The following is a 15,629-nucleotide window of genomic DNA, read 5'->3' as shown; positions in this document are numbered from 1 at the left end:
CTGTCATGAAGAAAATTGCGTCCGGTCTTGCTGCTGCATTCCTAAGTTTTGCGACACCCGTTTGGGCGCAGGACAGCCCTGTTGTTGTTGAACTGTTCACATCGCAGGGGTGTTCATCCTGTCCGCCCGCCGATGCCATGTTGCATGAGCTGGCAGTGCGCGATGATGTGATCGCGATTGCGTTGCACGTGGACTATTGGGACTATATCGGCTGGAAAGACGAATTTGCAGACCCTGCTTACGCCAAACGACAGCGCAAATATGCCCGTGTCGGGGGGCGGCGGTCTGTGTACACGCCCCAGATGATTGTGAACGGCCAAACGGATATTGTTGGCGCGAAAGCGATGAAGCTTTCTGCAGCGATTGCGGCGCATGCAGCACAGCCTATGCCTGTCGCAGTATCCTTGACCCGCAGTGGCGATACGGTTCAAATCAAAGCAGACGCACAGTCCGCGGGATCATATGTCGTGCAACTGTTGCGGTATCAGCCCTTGCGGGAAAGCCGCATTACGCGTGGCGAAAACGCGGGTCAGACATTGAAGTACGCAAATGTTGCGCAGGACTGGCAAGAGCTGGCCCAGTGGAACGGGCAGTCTGCGTTGACGTTGACTGCCCCTGCGCCGGGGGACGCTGCAATTGTTGTGCTGGTGCAGCATGACAAACTGGGTCCCATTGTCGGCGCTGCGCGGCTGCGGTGATCTAAATCTGATCAGGACGCCAACGGCGCGGCACCCAAAACCACTGTTCGGGGTTGGTCCGTATGCGCGCCGAAATACTATCATTCATGGCTTGCGTCATCGTCAGCGCGTCGCTGTGCGGAATTGGTGCTTCTAGCGTGGTTTCAAATCCCAAACCGTCGTCCTGTCGAATTCCGTAAAACGGAATGAGTGCGGCATCAAAGCGCAAAGCAAGATCTGCCGCGGATGTGGCTGTGCGCGCCGGTTCGCTTAAAAAGTCCATAACAGGGGCGTGAAACACGTGCTGATCAAACAGCAACACCAACTGTCCGCCAGCTTTCAAATGACGCACAAACCCGGCCGTGCCTTTGCGGCCTTGGGGGAAAACGGGACCGCCAAAGGCCTCCATGGTTTTTACGTAATGCGCATTGAAATAGGGATTGGACATGTCGCGGTACAGCCCACCAATGGCAAAACCCTGACTGACAAGGGCCGCGCGTGTCGCCTCGTAATTGCCAAAATGCCCCGTAACAAGAATGACAGGCCGGCCGGCGTCCCGGGCCTCTTTGAGGGCTTGAAATCCGGGTCCAGTTATCTCGTGATCGTGCATGCGCGACAGCATGTCTTTGGTGGAATAGTTTTCGATCAGGGTGCGCCCAAAGTTGTTTAAACAGGCGGACGCCAAGGATTTCCGATCGCTTTGGGACATGTCCGGGTAGATGTGTGCGATATGCTGCATCGCACGACTTCGAAACCCCGCAACCGGTCCCAGAACGCCTGAAATAAACCCACCCACGCAGCGCACGCGCACGGCGTAGGGCAGCATCAAGGCCAAACGGATCAATCCGTAAACAACGGCATTCGTGGCAAACAGCACCGCCCGTTTGCCCAAAGGTAAAGTCTGTTTTGGATTTTTCGCCATGACCTGCTATTGCGTGACAACAGGGCACAGCGCCCTAAGGGTCAGAGATAGCTTGCCACATGCGCAATCACAAGCGACGGCGTTAATGCGTTGGTCTTGAATGCGTGGGCCAAGGACGGTTTTGTGTCTTATTCTTCGTCCTCGTCTGGTGAAATAAGCAACAGATCACCCGAGGCCTCTAGCGCACGAATGGTTGCAACGATATTGCCCATTGCGGCTTCGACGTCTGCAGGTTTTTGTTTTCCAGCTTCTTCGATTTCTTCGCGCAATTGGTCCGCCATACGCCCGGACATGTTTTCGAGGATAAAGTCGGCTGACACCTTCATGCCCGCGGCTTCAGCACCACCCAACGCTGCGATCAGATCGGCTTGATCAATGTCACGTAATACCCGTGGCAAATCGCGCGGTGCAATACGTTCTGCGATGTTGCCAAAAGTGAAAATGGCTTTGCGAACGGCATTGGCGAACCCTTCGTCGCGTTCATCCAGACCTTCCAGAACATCGTCGCGGGTTATGGAGGTCGAGGAGTTCAGAATGGCACCCACGCGGTCGACGGGATCTTCATCGAAAGCCCGCAAAGGCAGCGCCGAAAGTTGATCCGCGATGGAACGCCCGATGCGGTCTACAGCGTCCGGTGTTACACCACCCGTCTGCGACACCGCAAACGTGATCTGGCGGGCGCGGGGCCCAGGCAATTTACCAAGAATTTCAGCGGCTTTTGTCACATCCAACTTCGACAATAAAACTGCGGCGACTTCGATGCTTTCTTCTTGCATCACTGGCACAAGGCGTTCGCTGCCAACATCCTTGATACGCATCCATGGGTCGCCTGTTTCACGCACGTTTGCCTCTTTGGCCAGGCGGGCTGCGGTTTTGGGGCTGATTTTGCCATCTAAAGCGCTGAGCGCACCGGCAATACCGCCGGGAAAACTAAGCCCGATGCGTTCGACTTCTTCTGCAAATTCCTGAACAACATGTTGAAGGGTGTCACGATCAATGACGCGCATCTGACCCATCTGCTTGGTCAGCTGTTCTTGTAGTTCTTCTGGAAGATCCTCCAGCGGAATGTCGGCGCCTTCATTCAAAAGCAACCGCACAACGATTGCGGCCTTTGCCTTGCGGCTTAGCGTTAAATCCGGTTTGCCGGGGGCAGGGGTGCCACCAAGGGACGACGTATCGCCCATTGGAGCCATGGGAAGAAAATCCATAAGCGGCCTCAATTGGAATTTGTTCCAATCTAGGCCGCAATAGATGAAGATTTCCTGAAATCAGAACTGGTTTTCAGCCCCGATTTCAGGATCAGGATCAGGATCAGGATCAGTGATTGTACGTCACGCCTGTTTCGATGGCTTGGCGCAAAGACGCTTCGGCCCATGTGCCTTCGCCACCGCGCGCTTGAATTTCGCGCAACTGGGCGATGGCACCAATTTTGTCGCCTTGATCCAGCATGCCCTGCGCCATGTAAGACCGCGCCAGAAGGTTTCCGGGATTTTTATCAATGGCGTCTTGATAAAAGACCATGGCGACGTCGATGTTGCCCATTTTGCGTTCTGTGAACCCTTTGTAGGTCAGAACGCGGTCATCATTCTGGTCGGACATCGCGGCCAAGACGCCTTGGGCGTCCATGTAGCGGCCCGCATAGGCCAGTTCGCGTACCGCGTCATACAGGCCGTTATCATCAAGCGAACTTTTCTTCGGGCGCACGCAGCGTTGTTTCTTCTCATCCCAGACCCGAACGCCTTTGCAGTCTTTACTGGTTTTTGTGGGCTTTGGCGCTGTCTCGTTGCCACCACCTGCAGCGTAGAGGGGCGTTGATACGCTGATTGGAAGGGTCAAAGCTGCTGCAATCAAAAAGGTCCGCATTTGTGTTCTCCTCAAGGGTCTTGTTGTGACGATACTTCAATAACCCCGAACCGTGCGACTTTATTCGGTGTGGGTGATGAAAAAGTGACTTTTTGCAAAATTAGGGTGGAAAGGAGCGATAGCAATGCACGGCTACATGGTTTTGGCCTATGCGTTCTGCGTATCCCTTAATTTGCCCAGATCGATGTTCAAATAAGTCGCGGCGTCAGAAACGGACCTGAAGATTTCGACATGCATCAGGGGTTTGCCAGAGGTGAGTGCTGAAAACATACGTGCCAGCCCATAACCCAACCCGGTGGGGGCGCTGATTGCGACAGACATCGGGGTGTCGGATGCTGCGAAGGTACGTTCATAAAACCCGTTTAAGGCAAACACGTCCCGAAACGTGGCCTTTGCATCCTGAAGATCGGACAAATCGACCAACATTCTGTTTTTGGAATCAAAGTCGGGGTCAAGGCTATAACGCGTGGCAAGGGCCATCAATTCGGCCAATTCAGTTTTGCCCCAAATGCTGACAAACTTCAGCTGGAGTTGTGGGTATATGTGATACTGAGCAGGCAAATTGATCCCCTGAAAACACGTGCGCTAGATTTAAGAGTGTACGGGGCGGTCAGATTTTTATCCACTAACCCACAGTAGTAGTTTCACTTTTTCTTGAGCAGGTTGCATGTGCTTTTGAGAATTAGGTTGCCATAATCCAATATTCAGGCGTGCAAACGAAAACCGCCCACCCAGCTAATATGGGCAGGCGGTTTGTTGAATTGACGTGTGATTCTTCCCCAAGTCGGGAAAATTCAATGATGCTTAAGGCAGCATCGTGTACGTTTGGGGCCTAAACGTCGCCGAACACACGGGCAAAGATCGTGTCGACGTGTTTAGTGTGGTAGCCCATGTCAAATTTTTCGTTGATCTCGTCGACAGACAAAGCCTTGCACACATCTTCATCCGCCAGCAGCTCTTCGCGGAAGTCGGTACGGTGTTCCCATACTTTCAATGCATTGCGCTGCACCATGGAATACGCATCCTCGCGGCTGACGCCGGCTTGGGTCAGGGCCAACAACACGCGCTGAGACATCACCAAACCCGGGAATTTGTTCATATTGTCGAGCATGTTCTGTGGGAAGATGATCATCTTGTCGATAACACTGGTCATGCGGGCCAGTGCGAAATCCAGCGTGATCGTCGCATCCGGTCCGATGTTGCGCTCAACAGAGCTGTGCGAGATATCGCGTTCGTGCCACAGGGCCACGTTTTCCAGCGCGGGGATCACCGTCATACGCACCAGACGGGCCAGACCTGTCAGGTTTTCGGTCAGCACGGGGTTCTTTTTGTGTGGCATAGCGCTTGAGCCCTTCTGGCCCATGGAAAAGAACTCTGCCCCTTCCAGCACTTCGGTGCGCTGCATATGGCGCACTTCGATGGCGATGTTTTCGATAGAGGAAGACACAACGCCAAGCGCTGCAAAGAAGGCGGCATGACGGTCGCGGGGGATAACTTGGGTGGAAATAGGTTCGGGTTTCAGGCCCAAGGCCGCGCAGACATGGTCTTCGACTTGCGGGTCGACATTGGCGAATGTGCCAACAGCACCTGAAATAGCACCAGTGGCAATTTCGGCGCGCGCGACATGCATACGGGCCAGATTGCGGTCCATTTCAGCGTAGAAGCGCGCGAATGTCAGGCCCATAGTTGTGGGCTCGGCGTGGATGCCGTGGCTGCGGCCGACGCGCAATGTGTCTTTGTGTTCAATCGCGCGACGTTTCAGGGCGCCCATCAATCCTTCGACACCTGCGATCAGAATGTCTGCGGCGCGCACAAGCTGCACGTTGAAACAGGTGTCCAGCACGTCGGAAGATGTCATGCCCTGATGCACAAAACGCGCTTCGTCCGCGCCCACGTGTTCGGCAAGGTGTGTGAGAAACGCAATGACATCATGTTTGGTGACAGCTTCGATTTCGTTGATGCGCGCCACGTCGAATTCGACGTCTTTGGCTTTCCACACAGCGTCCGCGTTTTCACGGGGGATTGTGCCCATGTCGGCCATGGCTTCACAGGCGTGGGCCTCGATCTCGTACCAGATTTTGAACTTGGTTTCAGGGGACCAAATGGCAACCATTTCGGGACGGGAATAGCGAGGGATCATAGGCGCACCTTTTTGTGACTTTCCGGCAGTTCGAGGGCGTCATAGACTGATGGGCGGGAAACGACAACCAAGGGACGATGCGATGACACGCTTTGCCACACTCGCTTTGATGATTTTGCCCATGTCCGGTCAGGCGGAAGGGATCTGGACCACAATGACAGGGACCGAAATCAGCGCGGCACTGACGGACCGCACATTGGTCTATGCCGAAGCCAGCCAGACATTTTATGCATCGGGCAAGACGCTTTACAATCAGGGCGGACGCGAAAGCTGGGGCAGCTGGCGCGTGGACAACAATCAGTATTGCTCCGAATGGCAGCCACAAGGATTGTGGGCGTGCTACCACATGGATCGTTCGGGCGAAAAGCTGCGGTTCATCGGGGCGGGGGACGACATCACGGTCGGGATGTACTTGGGCGAATGAGCGCACGGGTTTTAGCCGATTTTGAAGGGCGCTGGCGGATCGCGCGGCGGATCATGCCATCGGGCCAACCCGAGGCTGCTTTCAATGGTGAAGGTGGTTTCGCGCGGTCTGACGGGGGGCTTGCCTACCATGAAAGCGGGCAGTTGCAGATCCCGGGGCAAACGGCGATGCAGTCAGAGCGGCGCTATGTGTGGGACAAAGATCTGAACGTATTTTTTCAGGACGGGCGGTTTTTTCATTCCGTCCCGAACGCAGGCGGAGAGACGGAGCATTGGTGTGATCCCGACCACTATTACGTGACATATCTGTTTGAAAAATGGCCGCGCTGGCGTGTGACGTGGCGGGTCTTGGGGCCGCGCAAGGACTATTTGATGATAACGGACTATAGCCGCAAGGGGTCAAGCGCATAGGGCCTCATTATGCGCTTGCAGAAACTCTCTCTGCACGGCAGAAATCGCGCACTGATTTCAATTCAAGGAGTGCATGCAGATGAATTCTGCCATCAATAACAAAGTGCTGAGCGATGTCTTGGGCGCGAATGACGGGGCACTTCGCCTTGCAAAACAAGCTGTTCTGGTCTTGGCAGGTATCCTGCTTTTGGCAGTTGCAGCAAAGATAAAAGTGCCGATGTCGCCTGTGCCGATCACAATGGGCACTTTCGCAGTTCTTAGCATCGGCGCGGCGTATGGTGCACGTTTGGGTCTTGTGACCATCATCGGCTACATGATTGTCGGGGCACTTGGGTTTGACGTGTTTGCAGGTTCCTCTGCGCAAGCCTCCGGGTTTGAATATATGATGGGCGGCACAGGCGGCTATCTGGTGGGCTATGTGTTGGCGACCGTCCTTTTGGGCAGCTTGGCCCGTCAGGGCTGGGATCGTTCTGCTCCTAAAATGGCGCTGGCGATGCTGTTGGGCAACGTGTTGATCTATGTGCCGGGTCTGCTGTGGTTGGGCGCACTTTATGGCTGGGACAAACCAATTCTAGCTTGGGGGCTCACGCCGTTCCTTGTGGGCGACTTGGTCAAGCTGGCTTTGGCCGCAGCGCTGTTTCCAACGATCTGGAAACTAGTGTCTCGCGCCCGCGACTAAGTTTTTACACCAAGCGATGAATTGGGCGTGTGCATCTACTTTGCACGCGCCCATTTTATTCTTCAATCCTGGAATGTGGCCCCAAAGTATTGAAGCAAAGCTTCACAATTTAATTGCTTCATTGTATGAATAATTCCACGAGGGGTTGAATTTACAACCCGACACCGACCACTTTTTATCACGACCTTTTCCAAAGCCTGCAAAGTATTTTCCTTGCAGATTCCACATTTTTATTAAGGATTTTCAGATGACTGCCGAAACAATTGCGCAAGAACGCGTGTACAATAAACCCGACCAAGTGACCAATCGATTGGGTGCAACCGGCCAGCACAATTGGCATCAACGCTCGGCGGAGTATGTTCAGGCCATCGTTTTCTATACCCTGAAAAGCAACAATACTTTTTGCGGCATGGTGATCCAATTCAACAATGGTGTTCAAAGCCATGTTGGGGAAACCAGTTCCGGTGTCGCCTACTATGCATCCCTGACCTTTACCAATGACAGCATCCGCCAAATCCAGGTGCGTGTGGTGTCGAATGTCGTTGTGGCGATGTATGTCCAAACCACCAAGGGCAACGAATATATCACCCCCGGAAATGAGGCGCCAACAACCGCGGATGACTGGCAGATCGTCACGAGCAAAGAAGACGACATTCCCCCTCAGGACATGATCCTGACGGCAATCAGCTCCAGTCAAACCGACAACCAGATCACCAGCATCAAGTTCTACTACAAAACGGACGTTGTTTTGTATCAGGCTGTGACCGACGTCGTATACGACGCATGGAATGTGCCACAGCTTACGACGCTGGACGGGGTTTCGACCAGCACAGCCGTCAACAACACGTCTGAGGCCCAAACGATGGTCATCACCTTCACGGAGTCACTCAGCGAAAGTCTGTCGCTTGATTTTACGGCCGGTGTCAAAGTTGGCAGCACAGTAAAGGGCAGTGTGGGTATTCCGTTGGTCGCGAACGGTGAAGTTTCCGCAAGTGTCGAGACCAGCGTCGAATTTCACGTGGGCGGTGTCATCACCAACACCAAAGGGTTCGATTTTCAATCGCGCGTTGTGGTGGACGGCAACCAAACCGTAGTGGCGCGCATGTCTGTGACGTCTTACCGGTTTACCGGCAATTTCACGTCCGTGGTCTCGGACGTGTTTGCACATGCGGGGCCTGTGTCACGCACAGCAACAGGCACGGCGGTGTTTGTGTCGGGGCACGACGCACAAGTCACGTTTGACTACCTGTAAGCGCGCGGTGGCAGGGCTTGCGCCTTAGGGGGCAAGCTCTGTGATCACATCAGAACTGCGTTCCAGCGTTCTGTGCACCGGGCATTTGTCCGCAATTTCCAAAAGCTTCTGACGCTGATCCTGACTTAAATTACCGGTCAGGGTGATCCGCCGGTTCCACACGTCCACTTTGCTGCCCGCGCCACCCGTATCGGCGTCCTGCGCATGGACCTTATCGTGTTTCACATCGACGCTGACATGATCCAATGGCCACCCTTTGCGGCGGGCGTACATGCGGATGGTCATGGAGGTACATGCGCCAAGGCCTGCGGACAGGAAGCCGTAGGGCGACATGCCTTTGTTGGTGCCGCCGTAGGCGAGCGGCTCATCCGCAAGAACGTGGTGGACGGGGCCTGCGTGGATGTCTTGCAGGAAGCCTTTTGTGTCGGCTTCACAGGTTCTGACGATGCCTTCGGGTGCGCCGATGGGTGGGGCAGGGTGCTTTAGTTTCAGATACTTAGTGGCCCATGTGGTGATGACGTCGGCGGCGTATTCTGCGTCTTCCGCACGGGTGATGAGGTGGTCGGCGTCGTCTAGGGTGACGAAGGACTTGGGGTGTTTCGCGGTGGTGAAAATCTGGGCGGCATTGTCGATAGAGACAATGTTGTCTTGTGGCGCGTGCATGACCAGCAGTGCGGCTTTCATATTGCTAACGCTTTGATTTAGCTTGGCCTCTGACACGTCTTGCACAAAGGTTTTGCCAATGGTGAAGGGGCGGCCGCCAAGGGAGACTTCGGCCTCGCCCCGTTGGGCGATTTCGGGGAGGCTGTCGGCGAAATTGTGAATCACGTGGCCGGGATCGAAGGGGGCGCCGAGGGTGGCGACGGCTTTGATGCCTTCGATTTCGGTGGCGGCTTTGAGCACGGCGGCACCGCCCAAAGAGTGGCCGATGAGCAGGCTGGGGGGCATGTTTTCGCCCTGTAAATAACGGGCAGCGGCGGCCAGATCGTCGACGTTGGAGGTGAAAGAGGTGTTGGAAAATTCGCCCTCGGAGTGGCCTAAGCCTGTGAAATCAAAACGTAAAACGGCGATGCCTGCGCCAGCCAAACGGGCAGCAATGCGGCGCGCGGCGGGGATGTCTTTGCCGCAGGTGAAGCAGTGGGCGAAGATGGCGGTGGCCAGATGCGCGCCGGGGGGCATGTCGAGGCGCGCGGCGAGGGTTTCGCCCCCGTTTCCATTAAAGTCGTGACCGGGGAATGTGATGCGTTTGGTGGGCATTTTGCGTCCTTTGGTTGCCCCTAGTGTGGGGGGCGCAGCGCGGTTTGTGAAGGTCTGTGTCAGTGCGTTCACGCAGGCGTTAACACAGCGCGCGGTGCGGGTCGGGACTCCTATTGTACAGAAGGGGGTGATTTTTGTACGTTTTTTGGTGCTTTGGAGGGGTGTTTTGGGGGTGATTTTGGCGTTTCGTACAGTTTGGGGGGATATTTGTACGTTTTTGGTGGTTTTGGGGCGGTAACGGGTTGGTAGGGATTGGGGGGCGTTAAGGTTTGGCGAGAGGGGGCATCTAGTCAGCGAAAATTAGGCGGCTTAGCGATACACGTAAGATCGCATATAAGGGCTTACGCGCTATTCTCCGAGTGTTTGATGTAAGCTCTTCTAAGGTTTACAATCGATAGTATCGTCTCGGACAATCTGTAGAATGTGTACAAACACTCTAGGTATATGAATACCACAATCAAGATCATCATAGTGGAAACGATATTCCAAATGATCAAAATATAAACCTTTGGATCGAGACCCAAAAAACCAGTTACATTTGGCCAAAGGACTGCAACTGAACCAGATAGGAACTTAGGGCTAGTTAATTCCAATGACGCTACAGTCATTAACACCGCACCTATGATCGACAACGCGATAAAATAGGATGAACGAAACTTAAAATTCTCTCCCAATATTCCTAGGCGTGTCAGGTCAGCTCGGTCATTTTCGGTTTGTGGGCGTGGCAGCCCAATATCCGCCATTGTGTGATCGGAAAACAGCGCCGTGAAGGTAAATCCTGTAAGGATGGTGATCGACGTGACTAAGACTGAGTAAGATGAATATATTGAAGTTCTCGCGAAAATTGCACAGAGGATTGCAAAAAACACAAACAGCGCTAAGCGGAAAGAATGTCTCTCTTTCCTCCCTGTTGCGATACCTACATAGGTGCCATAGTTTTTTTGAACGAGTGCTTTCATTTCTTAGTTCATCATCGGCACTATTTTTTCACGTAGAACTCGTACCATCTCGTCTCTTACTTGGTTCTGCCGCGGTACGCCGTTCGCATCGAACTGCACATCTAGCAGGAACTTCGTTGCGAAATTATTTTCCCCAAGTAGGTAGATCGTGCGCGTACGCCCCTGTTCCCGAACAACAGCAGTGCATCCAATGATGTCTTCGTCATTAAGTTCCAGCATCTCGCCGTCGTTCACGATGTCTGCAAGAATCTGCTTACGGTGCCGCACATCGCCGCGAACTCTGGCTGCTACTGCGCCTACTTGATCAGCGAAATCATCTCCGAACTCGGTGTTCTTAATAGCAATCACACCTGACCGACCAAATAGATGTTGCCTTTCTGGACGCTCATCAGGGCGTCGATATGTAAGTTTGAGTTCCACTGGAACACCATTTCCGATCTCACCCGACAAGCTGCGCAAAGTACGAGAGTCAATGTTATAGTTGCCACGGAGAATATGCATAAGACATTTGCTCATGCCTTCATAGTCGCCAAACTGCCCGTGATATGTAACGCCGATGAGGATCTTCCCATCACGCAGTTGTGTGATAAGGTAGTGAAACGGCCTAAGATTAAGGCTGTCGGCGGAAATGATCCCCAGCATGTTATTTCTGAACTGCTGCCCGTAATACGCTCCATCGAAACGCCCAAAGTGTAGGGATTCATCGACCAATTCATGCTCACCAAATGGCAGGTCGGTTCCAGCTTTGATTCTCTCGATTACATTTTCGTCTCGTTCATTTAATGGAGTAAGATCAGTGATCCGATCCACAACTCTCTGGAATTCGTTGCGCGTAAACCCCGACTCTATCGGGTTTTCAGGGTCATCTTCATTTTTCGCAGTTTTAACAAGATAGTGAAAGGAGGTCGTGACAATGTTGTTTCGAGTTCTTTTCGCCATTCAGGTGCTCATAAATTTAAAAGTTATATGTTTTCTTTGACTACTCTAATGCTCGCACTTAGATGCGCAAGAACAACCTGTACGGGACGCTGCGTGCAAATAGAGCAAGCTTCCAGTTTCCGACCTATGACCAAAGATTGGTGCGAAACTCATGACCTACGCACCATTTTCAAAACCAGAAAAACCAGGCGATAGATATGGTGCATAAATCTGGTGCGCAATCAGGCGTCCGCCTTGAGAAGCAGCGCATTGGCAAAGAGAGAACTGATCAAGGTCAGCCAAGTGCTGTAACCCACATCTTCGCCCGTGACCCCGTCACGGGCCGCGCCCGAGCCTCCCCCCGGGAGGGCGCACTTCGTGCTTCCTTGGCTATCACCACCTTCGGCCTCAAACTGTCCACTGGACAGTTTGCAAGACGGCCTACAGCCCAGGCTCGGGCGCGGCCCTTTGTTGCGTTAGGAGGGGAGCGGGTAGATTGAAAGGCGGGAGCTTTAGGTTTGTCCCATAAGGTCAGCATCAAACGCATACGTCGTCAGGTTCTCGTACCCGTCTTCGGTGATCAACACTTGGTCCTCTAGCTTGATCGTGAAATCTCCGCCCACGGCCCCCACAGCCGCTTCAACACAGAGCACCATCCCTGCCTCAAGCGGGTGGTCGAAGGCGCCCGGCACGGCTTTGTCCGGGTAGGCGACGAGGGGCCATTCGTCGCACAGCCCCACGCCGTGCATCAAACACCCGTATTTTTGCGCTTGGAATTGCGCGTCCAGAACATGGGTGTTCGCGGTGAGTTCCGGGATGGTGACGCCGGGCTTTAGCATGTCCATGTTGGTCATGATGTGTTCATGGGCGTGTTGCATGGCGTAGATCATGTCGGGGCGGGGTTTTTGGTCGCCGATCCACCATGAGCGCGAGATGTCGATGCAGATGCCGTAGCTGCCGATGAGGTCTGTGTCGAAAGAGATGATCTCGTTTTGTTGGGTGATCCGCGGCCCGCATTCCTGGAACCATGGGTTGGTGCGGGGGCCGGAGGCGAGCAGGCGGGTTTCGATCCATTCGCCGCCGCGTTTGATGTTCTCTGCATGTAGCACGGCCCAGATGTCATCTTCGCAGGTCACGCCGTCTCCGACGTTTGCCCGCGCGAAGTCCTCCATCTTCTGCACAGCGGTCTGGCAGGCGTGGTTGGCGCAGCGCATGGCCAGAATTTCATCTACCCCTTTGACAGAGCGGGATTTTTCCGTGACCTCTTCGCCGTCCATTACCGTCAGCCCCTGCGCCTCAAGGGCGCGCAGCCCATGCACCATTGGCTTGTCGACAGCCAGCCGCGTGTTGCCTTTGCAATGCTCCTCTAGAAGGCCGCGCACGTCATTGGCGAAGGCGTCTGCGGCCAAGTCGATCTTGTCACCACGATCGAAATAGAACAGGTCCGCGCCGGAACGCACCTCGCGCACAAGCGGGTTGAAGGACGACAGGAATGGCGCGTTTTTATAGTCCCAGATCACCATGTAGCCATTCGCGCAGATCAGCACCGCGCGGAACGGGTTGTGGGTGTTCCACAGTTGCATGTTGGTGCTGTCGGTGGCGTAGCGGATGTTGAGGGGGTCGAACATCAGCAGGCCTGCGTAGCCGCGATCGATGATGTGTTGGGTGAGGCGCACGTGGCGGTATTGGCGCATTTTGTCGAGGTTGGGGAGGGTGAGGCCTGCGGCTTCCCATTCTTTGAAGGCGAGTTGTGTGGGGCCGATCTCAATCCGGTCGGCGTCGTTGGGGGTGCCGTCGCCAAGGGTGCTTCCGCGTGTGGGGTCGATTTTGCGGGTGTCGCGGTGGTGTTGGTTCATGATGGCCTCCCTTTGGTCCACGGTTGCGCGGATTTGGGGGGTATGGTTGCCGTTTTGCGACGTTTGGGGGCGTTTTTGGGTTAGGGCTGCGGGGTGTTATGCCGAAATCTGTGGCGGATCGGGCAGGTGAGCAGGCCGCTGAGGCCGTTGGTTTCCGAGGGGTATTGGCCGACGTCGAGGTAATAGAGCTGCAACGCGCCTTTGATGTTGGTGAGCTGGATTTCTGCTGCTTTGGATTTGGCACGTCCGAAGCTGCCCATGACGCGGGGGGCGACGAGGGCTGCGACCATGGCGATGATGGCGAGAGCGACCATGACTTCGAGGAGGGAGATGCCAGAGTCTTTGTAGCTTATGTCCAAATGCTCTAAGCCTTTCAGATTTGTTTTTTGCTGACACTCTTAATGCTAGTATGATGCGTCCTTCTTCAAATTTTGTAAGGCCTCACTTGCTTTCTGAACCTTCTACGTTCGGCCAAGATAGCTTAAATCTGAGCCCAGAAAACCCATTGCCATCATATATTTTTTTGAAATCTTCAGACACAAAAATGTATGGCATGTCTCGAGCGTTATGCAGTAAGCCAAAATAATGTATGTCTTCCGGTGGTGCGCTTTTCAGGATTATAGACTTGGGATTAATCAAGGTTCCTTTGGAGCTCAGTCGGTACGTTGAAGTTTCCATATTCATCAGATCCAAAAAAATAAGTGGCTTCAAAACCACGTAAGTTTGTTCACCAACATATGACTCGAAAATTTCGGATTGGGCTTTTAGGTTCATTGCGGATTCAAATGCATCAAACACATGCGGTGCGGCCGTCAATACCCCGTAGTCAAGGGGTATGAAGTCCGGTACATAACCACCGTCGTTGTCCCAATACAATCGCCTCAACTCTGGTTTGAACGGCCCATGTTTAGACTTCGATATCTCACTTTCAGTCAAGTAATGCGGTGACAATCCCCAAGAGGGTCTTGGCTCTTCTGCACATAGAGTATTCGCATCTTCGTCAAACTGGAAACTAGCACGAAAATATGTTTGATCTTTTGGCGGCACCGCTCTTATTCCTCAAGTTGTTCATCTGCCCAAGTGGTTGCTGTATCATTTCCATCATGTGTTCCTGCCTCTTTTGCTGCCGAGATGTCATCGTCAATATCGGCTTGTTCCGCCGCTATCTGTTCCAGTTCTTCCTCGATTTCCTGTTTCGTGTTCAGGCCGACCAATCTTGTGGCAACTGCCCGAGCGTACTTGTTTTTGTGTCTTCCTTTATGGTTTTGGAGAGCAACCCCAAATCTCGGATCATTTGGGTTTATTTGGTAGCCATCCAAAATATCTCTTACGGCTATGGCATCATCATTTTTATTGCCAATTTCTACAACATGATGCGCTTGACCTTTCCTTCCGCTTGCTGCCCTCACTTTTCTACCAAAGTTTCTATCTCTTACGTGATGACCCCAAGCATCCTTCACGGCGGTTCCGGATTTGTCCACCACGTTTCTTGTATTTGGATTGTATGTCCATCCTGCGGCTACTTCATCTTCACTCAGTGTGTAGCCAATTGAACTGTCGGCCAACTGAGTTGGTGTGACTATGGCAACGGCTGCAAGCACAGCCGCTCCTGCTGCTACCGCAACAGCCCTCGCTCCAGTTCGAGCGGTTGAAACAGCGACTGCAAGCGCCGCATCAATCTGCGCTTCAGTAAACTCAGTAAAGTTCCCACCCGGATCGCTCAAATTCACAGGATCATTGAAGCTGTAGCTATACCTATTCGTCCCTACCCTAGCCTTCGTCACCTCGAACCAATCTGGTTGGATGAACAGCCCCAGCTCTGGATCGTAATACCGCGCATTCAAATACTGCAGCCCAGCCCCTGCGTCATGTCGTTCTCCGATCCAGCCGATGGTTTCTTGGGCCTTCGATGACGCCAAGATCGTCTCGTTTTCTTCACCAAAGGGTTTGTAGGTCGAGCGTTCCTCGATGGCTTGGTTCTCATCCGCGATCATACGCACCGAGTTCAGGTGGTCGCGGAACAGGTAGCTGACTTCGGGCGTGCTGTTCGCATTGGCGAACTTGAGACGTACGTTTTCATGCGGATAGGCCAGCACGACCTCATTCACACCCGGCTCACGGATTTCCACACCGCCGACATAGAGCGTCGTGCTTTGTGGCTGCGTGCCGATCTGTTCCAGCTTCATCAGCCGCGTGCCATCTGCACCGTAGACATAGCCAGAGGTGTTCACCCCAAGCGTGACCGAGAGCGGGCGGTTTTCGCCACTCAACG

The 15,629-nt window shown here is 53.7% G+C and carries 16 protein-coding genes; 5 read left to right on the top strand and 11 right to left on the bottom strand.

The genetic code is table 11. The features are described 5' to 3' along the window. Positions 1 to 5 precede the first annotated feature (5 nt). The gene (locus ABJL60_RS08070; protein WP_108827971.1) at positions 6 to 698 is read left to right on the top strand and encodes a DUF1223 domain-containing protein; all 693 of its coding nucleotides are present in this window, start codon (positions 6 to 8) and stop codon (positions 696 to 698) included. A 1-nt stretch (position 699) separates the two neighbouring features. On the opposite strand, the gene ABJL60_RS08065 is transcribed toward ABJL60_RS08070, so the two are convergent. The 5 genes from ABJL60_RS08065 to purB all read right to left on the bottom strand — a co-directional run bounded on the left by ABJL60_RS08065 (position 700) and on the right by purB (position 5,602). Then, a complete protein-coding gene (locus ABJL60_RS08065; protein ID WP_348373789.1) occupies positions 700 to 1,599 on the bottom strand; it encodes a lysophospholipid acyltransferase family protein in 900 nt (299 codons plus the stop codon). Positions 1,600 to 1,727: 128 nt separating this feature from the next. Further along, a complete protein-coding gene (locus tag ABJL60_RS08060; RefSeq protein ID WP_348290605.1) occupies positions 1,728 to 2,807 on the bottom strand; it encodes a FliG C-terminal domain-containing protein in 1,080 nt (359 codons plus the stop codon). A 109-nt stretch (positions 2,808 to 2,916) separates the two neighbouring features. After that, on the bottom strand, positions 2,917 to 3,462 hold the full coding sequence (locus ABJL60_RS08055; protein ID WP_348373788.1) for a hypothetical protein: 546 nt from the start codon (positions 3,460 to 3,462) through the stop codon (positions 2,917 to 2,919). Positions 3,463 to 3,609: 147 nt separating this feature from the next. Further along, positions 3,610 to 4,023 (bottom strand): hypothetical protein, encoded by a 414-nt coding sequence (locus ABJL60_RS08050; RefSeq protein ID WP_348373787.1) that lies wholly within the window; start codon positions 4,021 to 4,023, stop codon positions 3,610 to 3,612. Positions 4,024 to 4,294: 271 nt separating this feature from the next. Then, complete coding sequence (gene purB, locus ABJL60_RS08045; protein WP_348373786.1) at positions 4,295 to 5,602, bottom strand: adenylosuccinate lyase; 1,308 nt, start codon at positions 5,600 to 5,602, stop codon at positions 4,295 to 4,297. A gap of 82 nt (positions 5,603 to 5,684) precedes the next feature. On the opposite strand from purB, the gene ABJL60_RS08040 reads away from it, so the two are divergent. The 4 genes from ABJL60_RS08040 to ABJL60_RS08025 all read left to right on the top strand — a co-directional run bounded on the left by ABJL60_RS08040 (position 5,685) and on the right by ABJL60_RS08025 (position 8,367). After that, positions 5,685 to 6,026, top strand: coding sequence for a hypothetical protein (locus tag ABJL60_RS08040; RefSeq protein WP_348373785.1), 342 nt, complete (start codon positions 5,685 to 5,687; stop codon positions 6,024 to 6,026). Further along, positions 6,023 to 6,436: a DUF6314 family protein gene (locus ABJL60_RS08035; protein ID WP_348373784.1), complete on the top strand. Its 414-nt coding sequence runs from the start codon at positions 6,023 to 6,025 to the stop codon at positions 6,434 to 6,436. The genes ABJL60_RS08040 and ABJL60_RS08035 overlap by 4 nt, the downstream gene beginning before the upstream one ends. Positions 6,437 to 6,515: 79 nt before the next feature. Then, complete coding sequence (locus ABJL60_RS08030; protein WP_348290593.1) at positions 6,516 to 7,115, top strand: biotin transporter BioY; 600 nt, start codon at positions 6,516 to 6,518, stop codon at positions 7,113 to 7,115. 247 nt (positions 7,116 to 7,362) lie between these two features. After that, positions 7,363 to 8,367, top strand: a complete 1,005-nt coding sequence (locus tag ABJL60_RS08025; protein WP_348373783.1) for an ETX/MTX2 family pore-forming toxin — start codon at positions 7,363 to 7,365, stop codon at positions 8,365 to 8,367. 24 nt (positions 8,368 to 8,391) lie between these two features. Here ABJL60_RS08025 and ABJL60_RS08020 read toward each other — a convergent pair whose 3' ends face one another. The 6 genes from ABJL60_RS08020 to ABJL60_RS07995 form a co-directional block, all read right to left on the bottom strand. Further along, positions 8,392 to 9,624 carry a bifunctional alpha/beta hydrolase/OsmC family protein gene (locus ABJL60_RS08020; protein WP_348373782.1) on the bottom strand — a complete coding sequence of 411 codons (1,233 nt, stop codon included), beginning with the start codon at positions 9,622 to 9,624 and terminating at the stop codon, positions 8,392 to 8,394. 962 nt (positions 9,625 to 10,586) lie between these two features. Beyond that, positions 10,587 to 11,522 (bottom strand): hypothetical protein, encoded by a 936-nt coding sequence (locus tag ABJL60_RS08015; RefSeq protein WP_348373781.1) that lies wholly within the window; start codon positions 11,520 to 11,522, stop codon positions 10,587 to 10,589. 491 nt (positions 11,523 to 12,013) lie between these two features. Next, a complete protein-coding gene (gene dddP / locus ABJL60_RS08010) occupies positions 12,014 to 13,357 on the bottom strand; it encodes a dimethylsulfonioproprionate lyase DddP (protein WP_348373780.1) in 1,344 nt (447 codons plus the stop codon). A gap of 80 nt (positions 13,358 to 13,437) precedes the next feature. Beyond that, the gene (locus ABJL60_RS08005) at positions 13,438 to 13,716 is read right to left on the bottom strand and encodes a type II secretion system protein GspG (RefSeq protein ID WP_348373779.1); all 279 of its coding nucleotides are present in this window, start codon (positions 13,714 to 13,716) and stop codon (positions 13,438 to 13,440) included. Positions 13,717 to 13,798: 82 nt separating this feature from the next. Further along, a complete protein-coding gene (locus ABJL60_RS08000; RefSeq protein ID WP_348373778.1) occupies positions 13,799 to 14,404 on the bottom strand; it encodes a hypothetical protein in 606 nt (201 codons plus the stop codon). 5 nt (positions 14,405 to 14,409) lie between these two features. After that, positions 14,410 to 15,627, bottom strand: coding sequence for an RHS repeat-associated core domain-containing protein (locus ABJL60_RS07995; protein WP_348373777.1), 1,218 nt, complete (start codon positions 15,625 to 15,627; stop codon positions 14,410 to 14,412). Positions 15,628 to 15,629: the final 2 nt, after the last annotated feature.

This window comes from Ascidiaceihabitans sp. (genome assembly GCF_039986515.1).
Lineage (GTDB): Bacteria > Pseudomonadota > Alphaproteobacteria > Rhodobacterales > Rhodobacteraceae > Ascidiaceihabitans.
The sequence above is the reverse complement of the archived record's forward strand: the minus strand, read 5'-3'. Positions and strand labels throughout refer to the sequence as shown.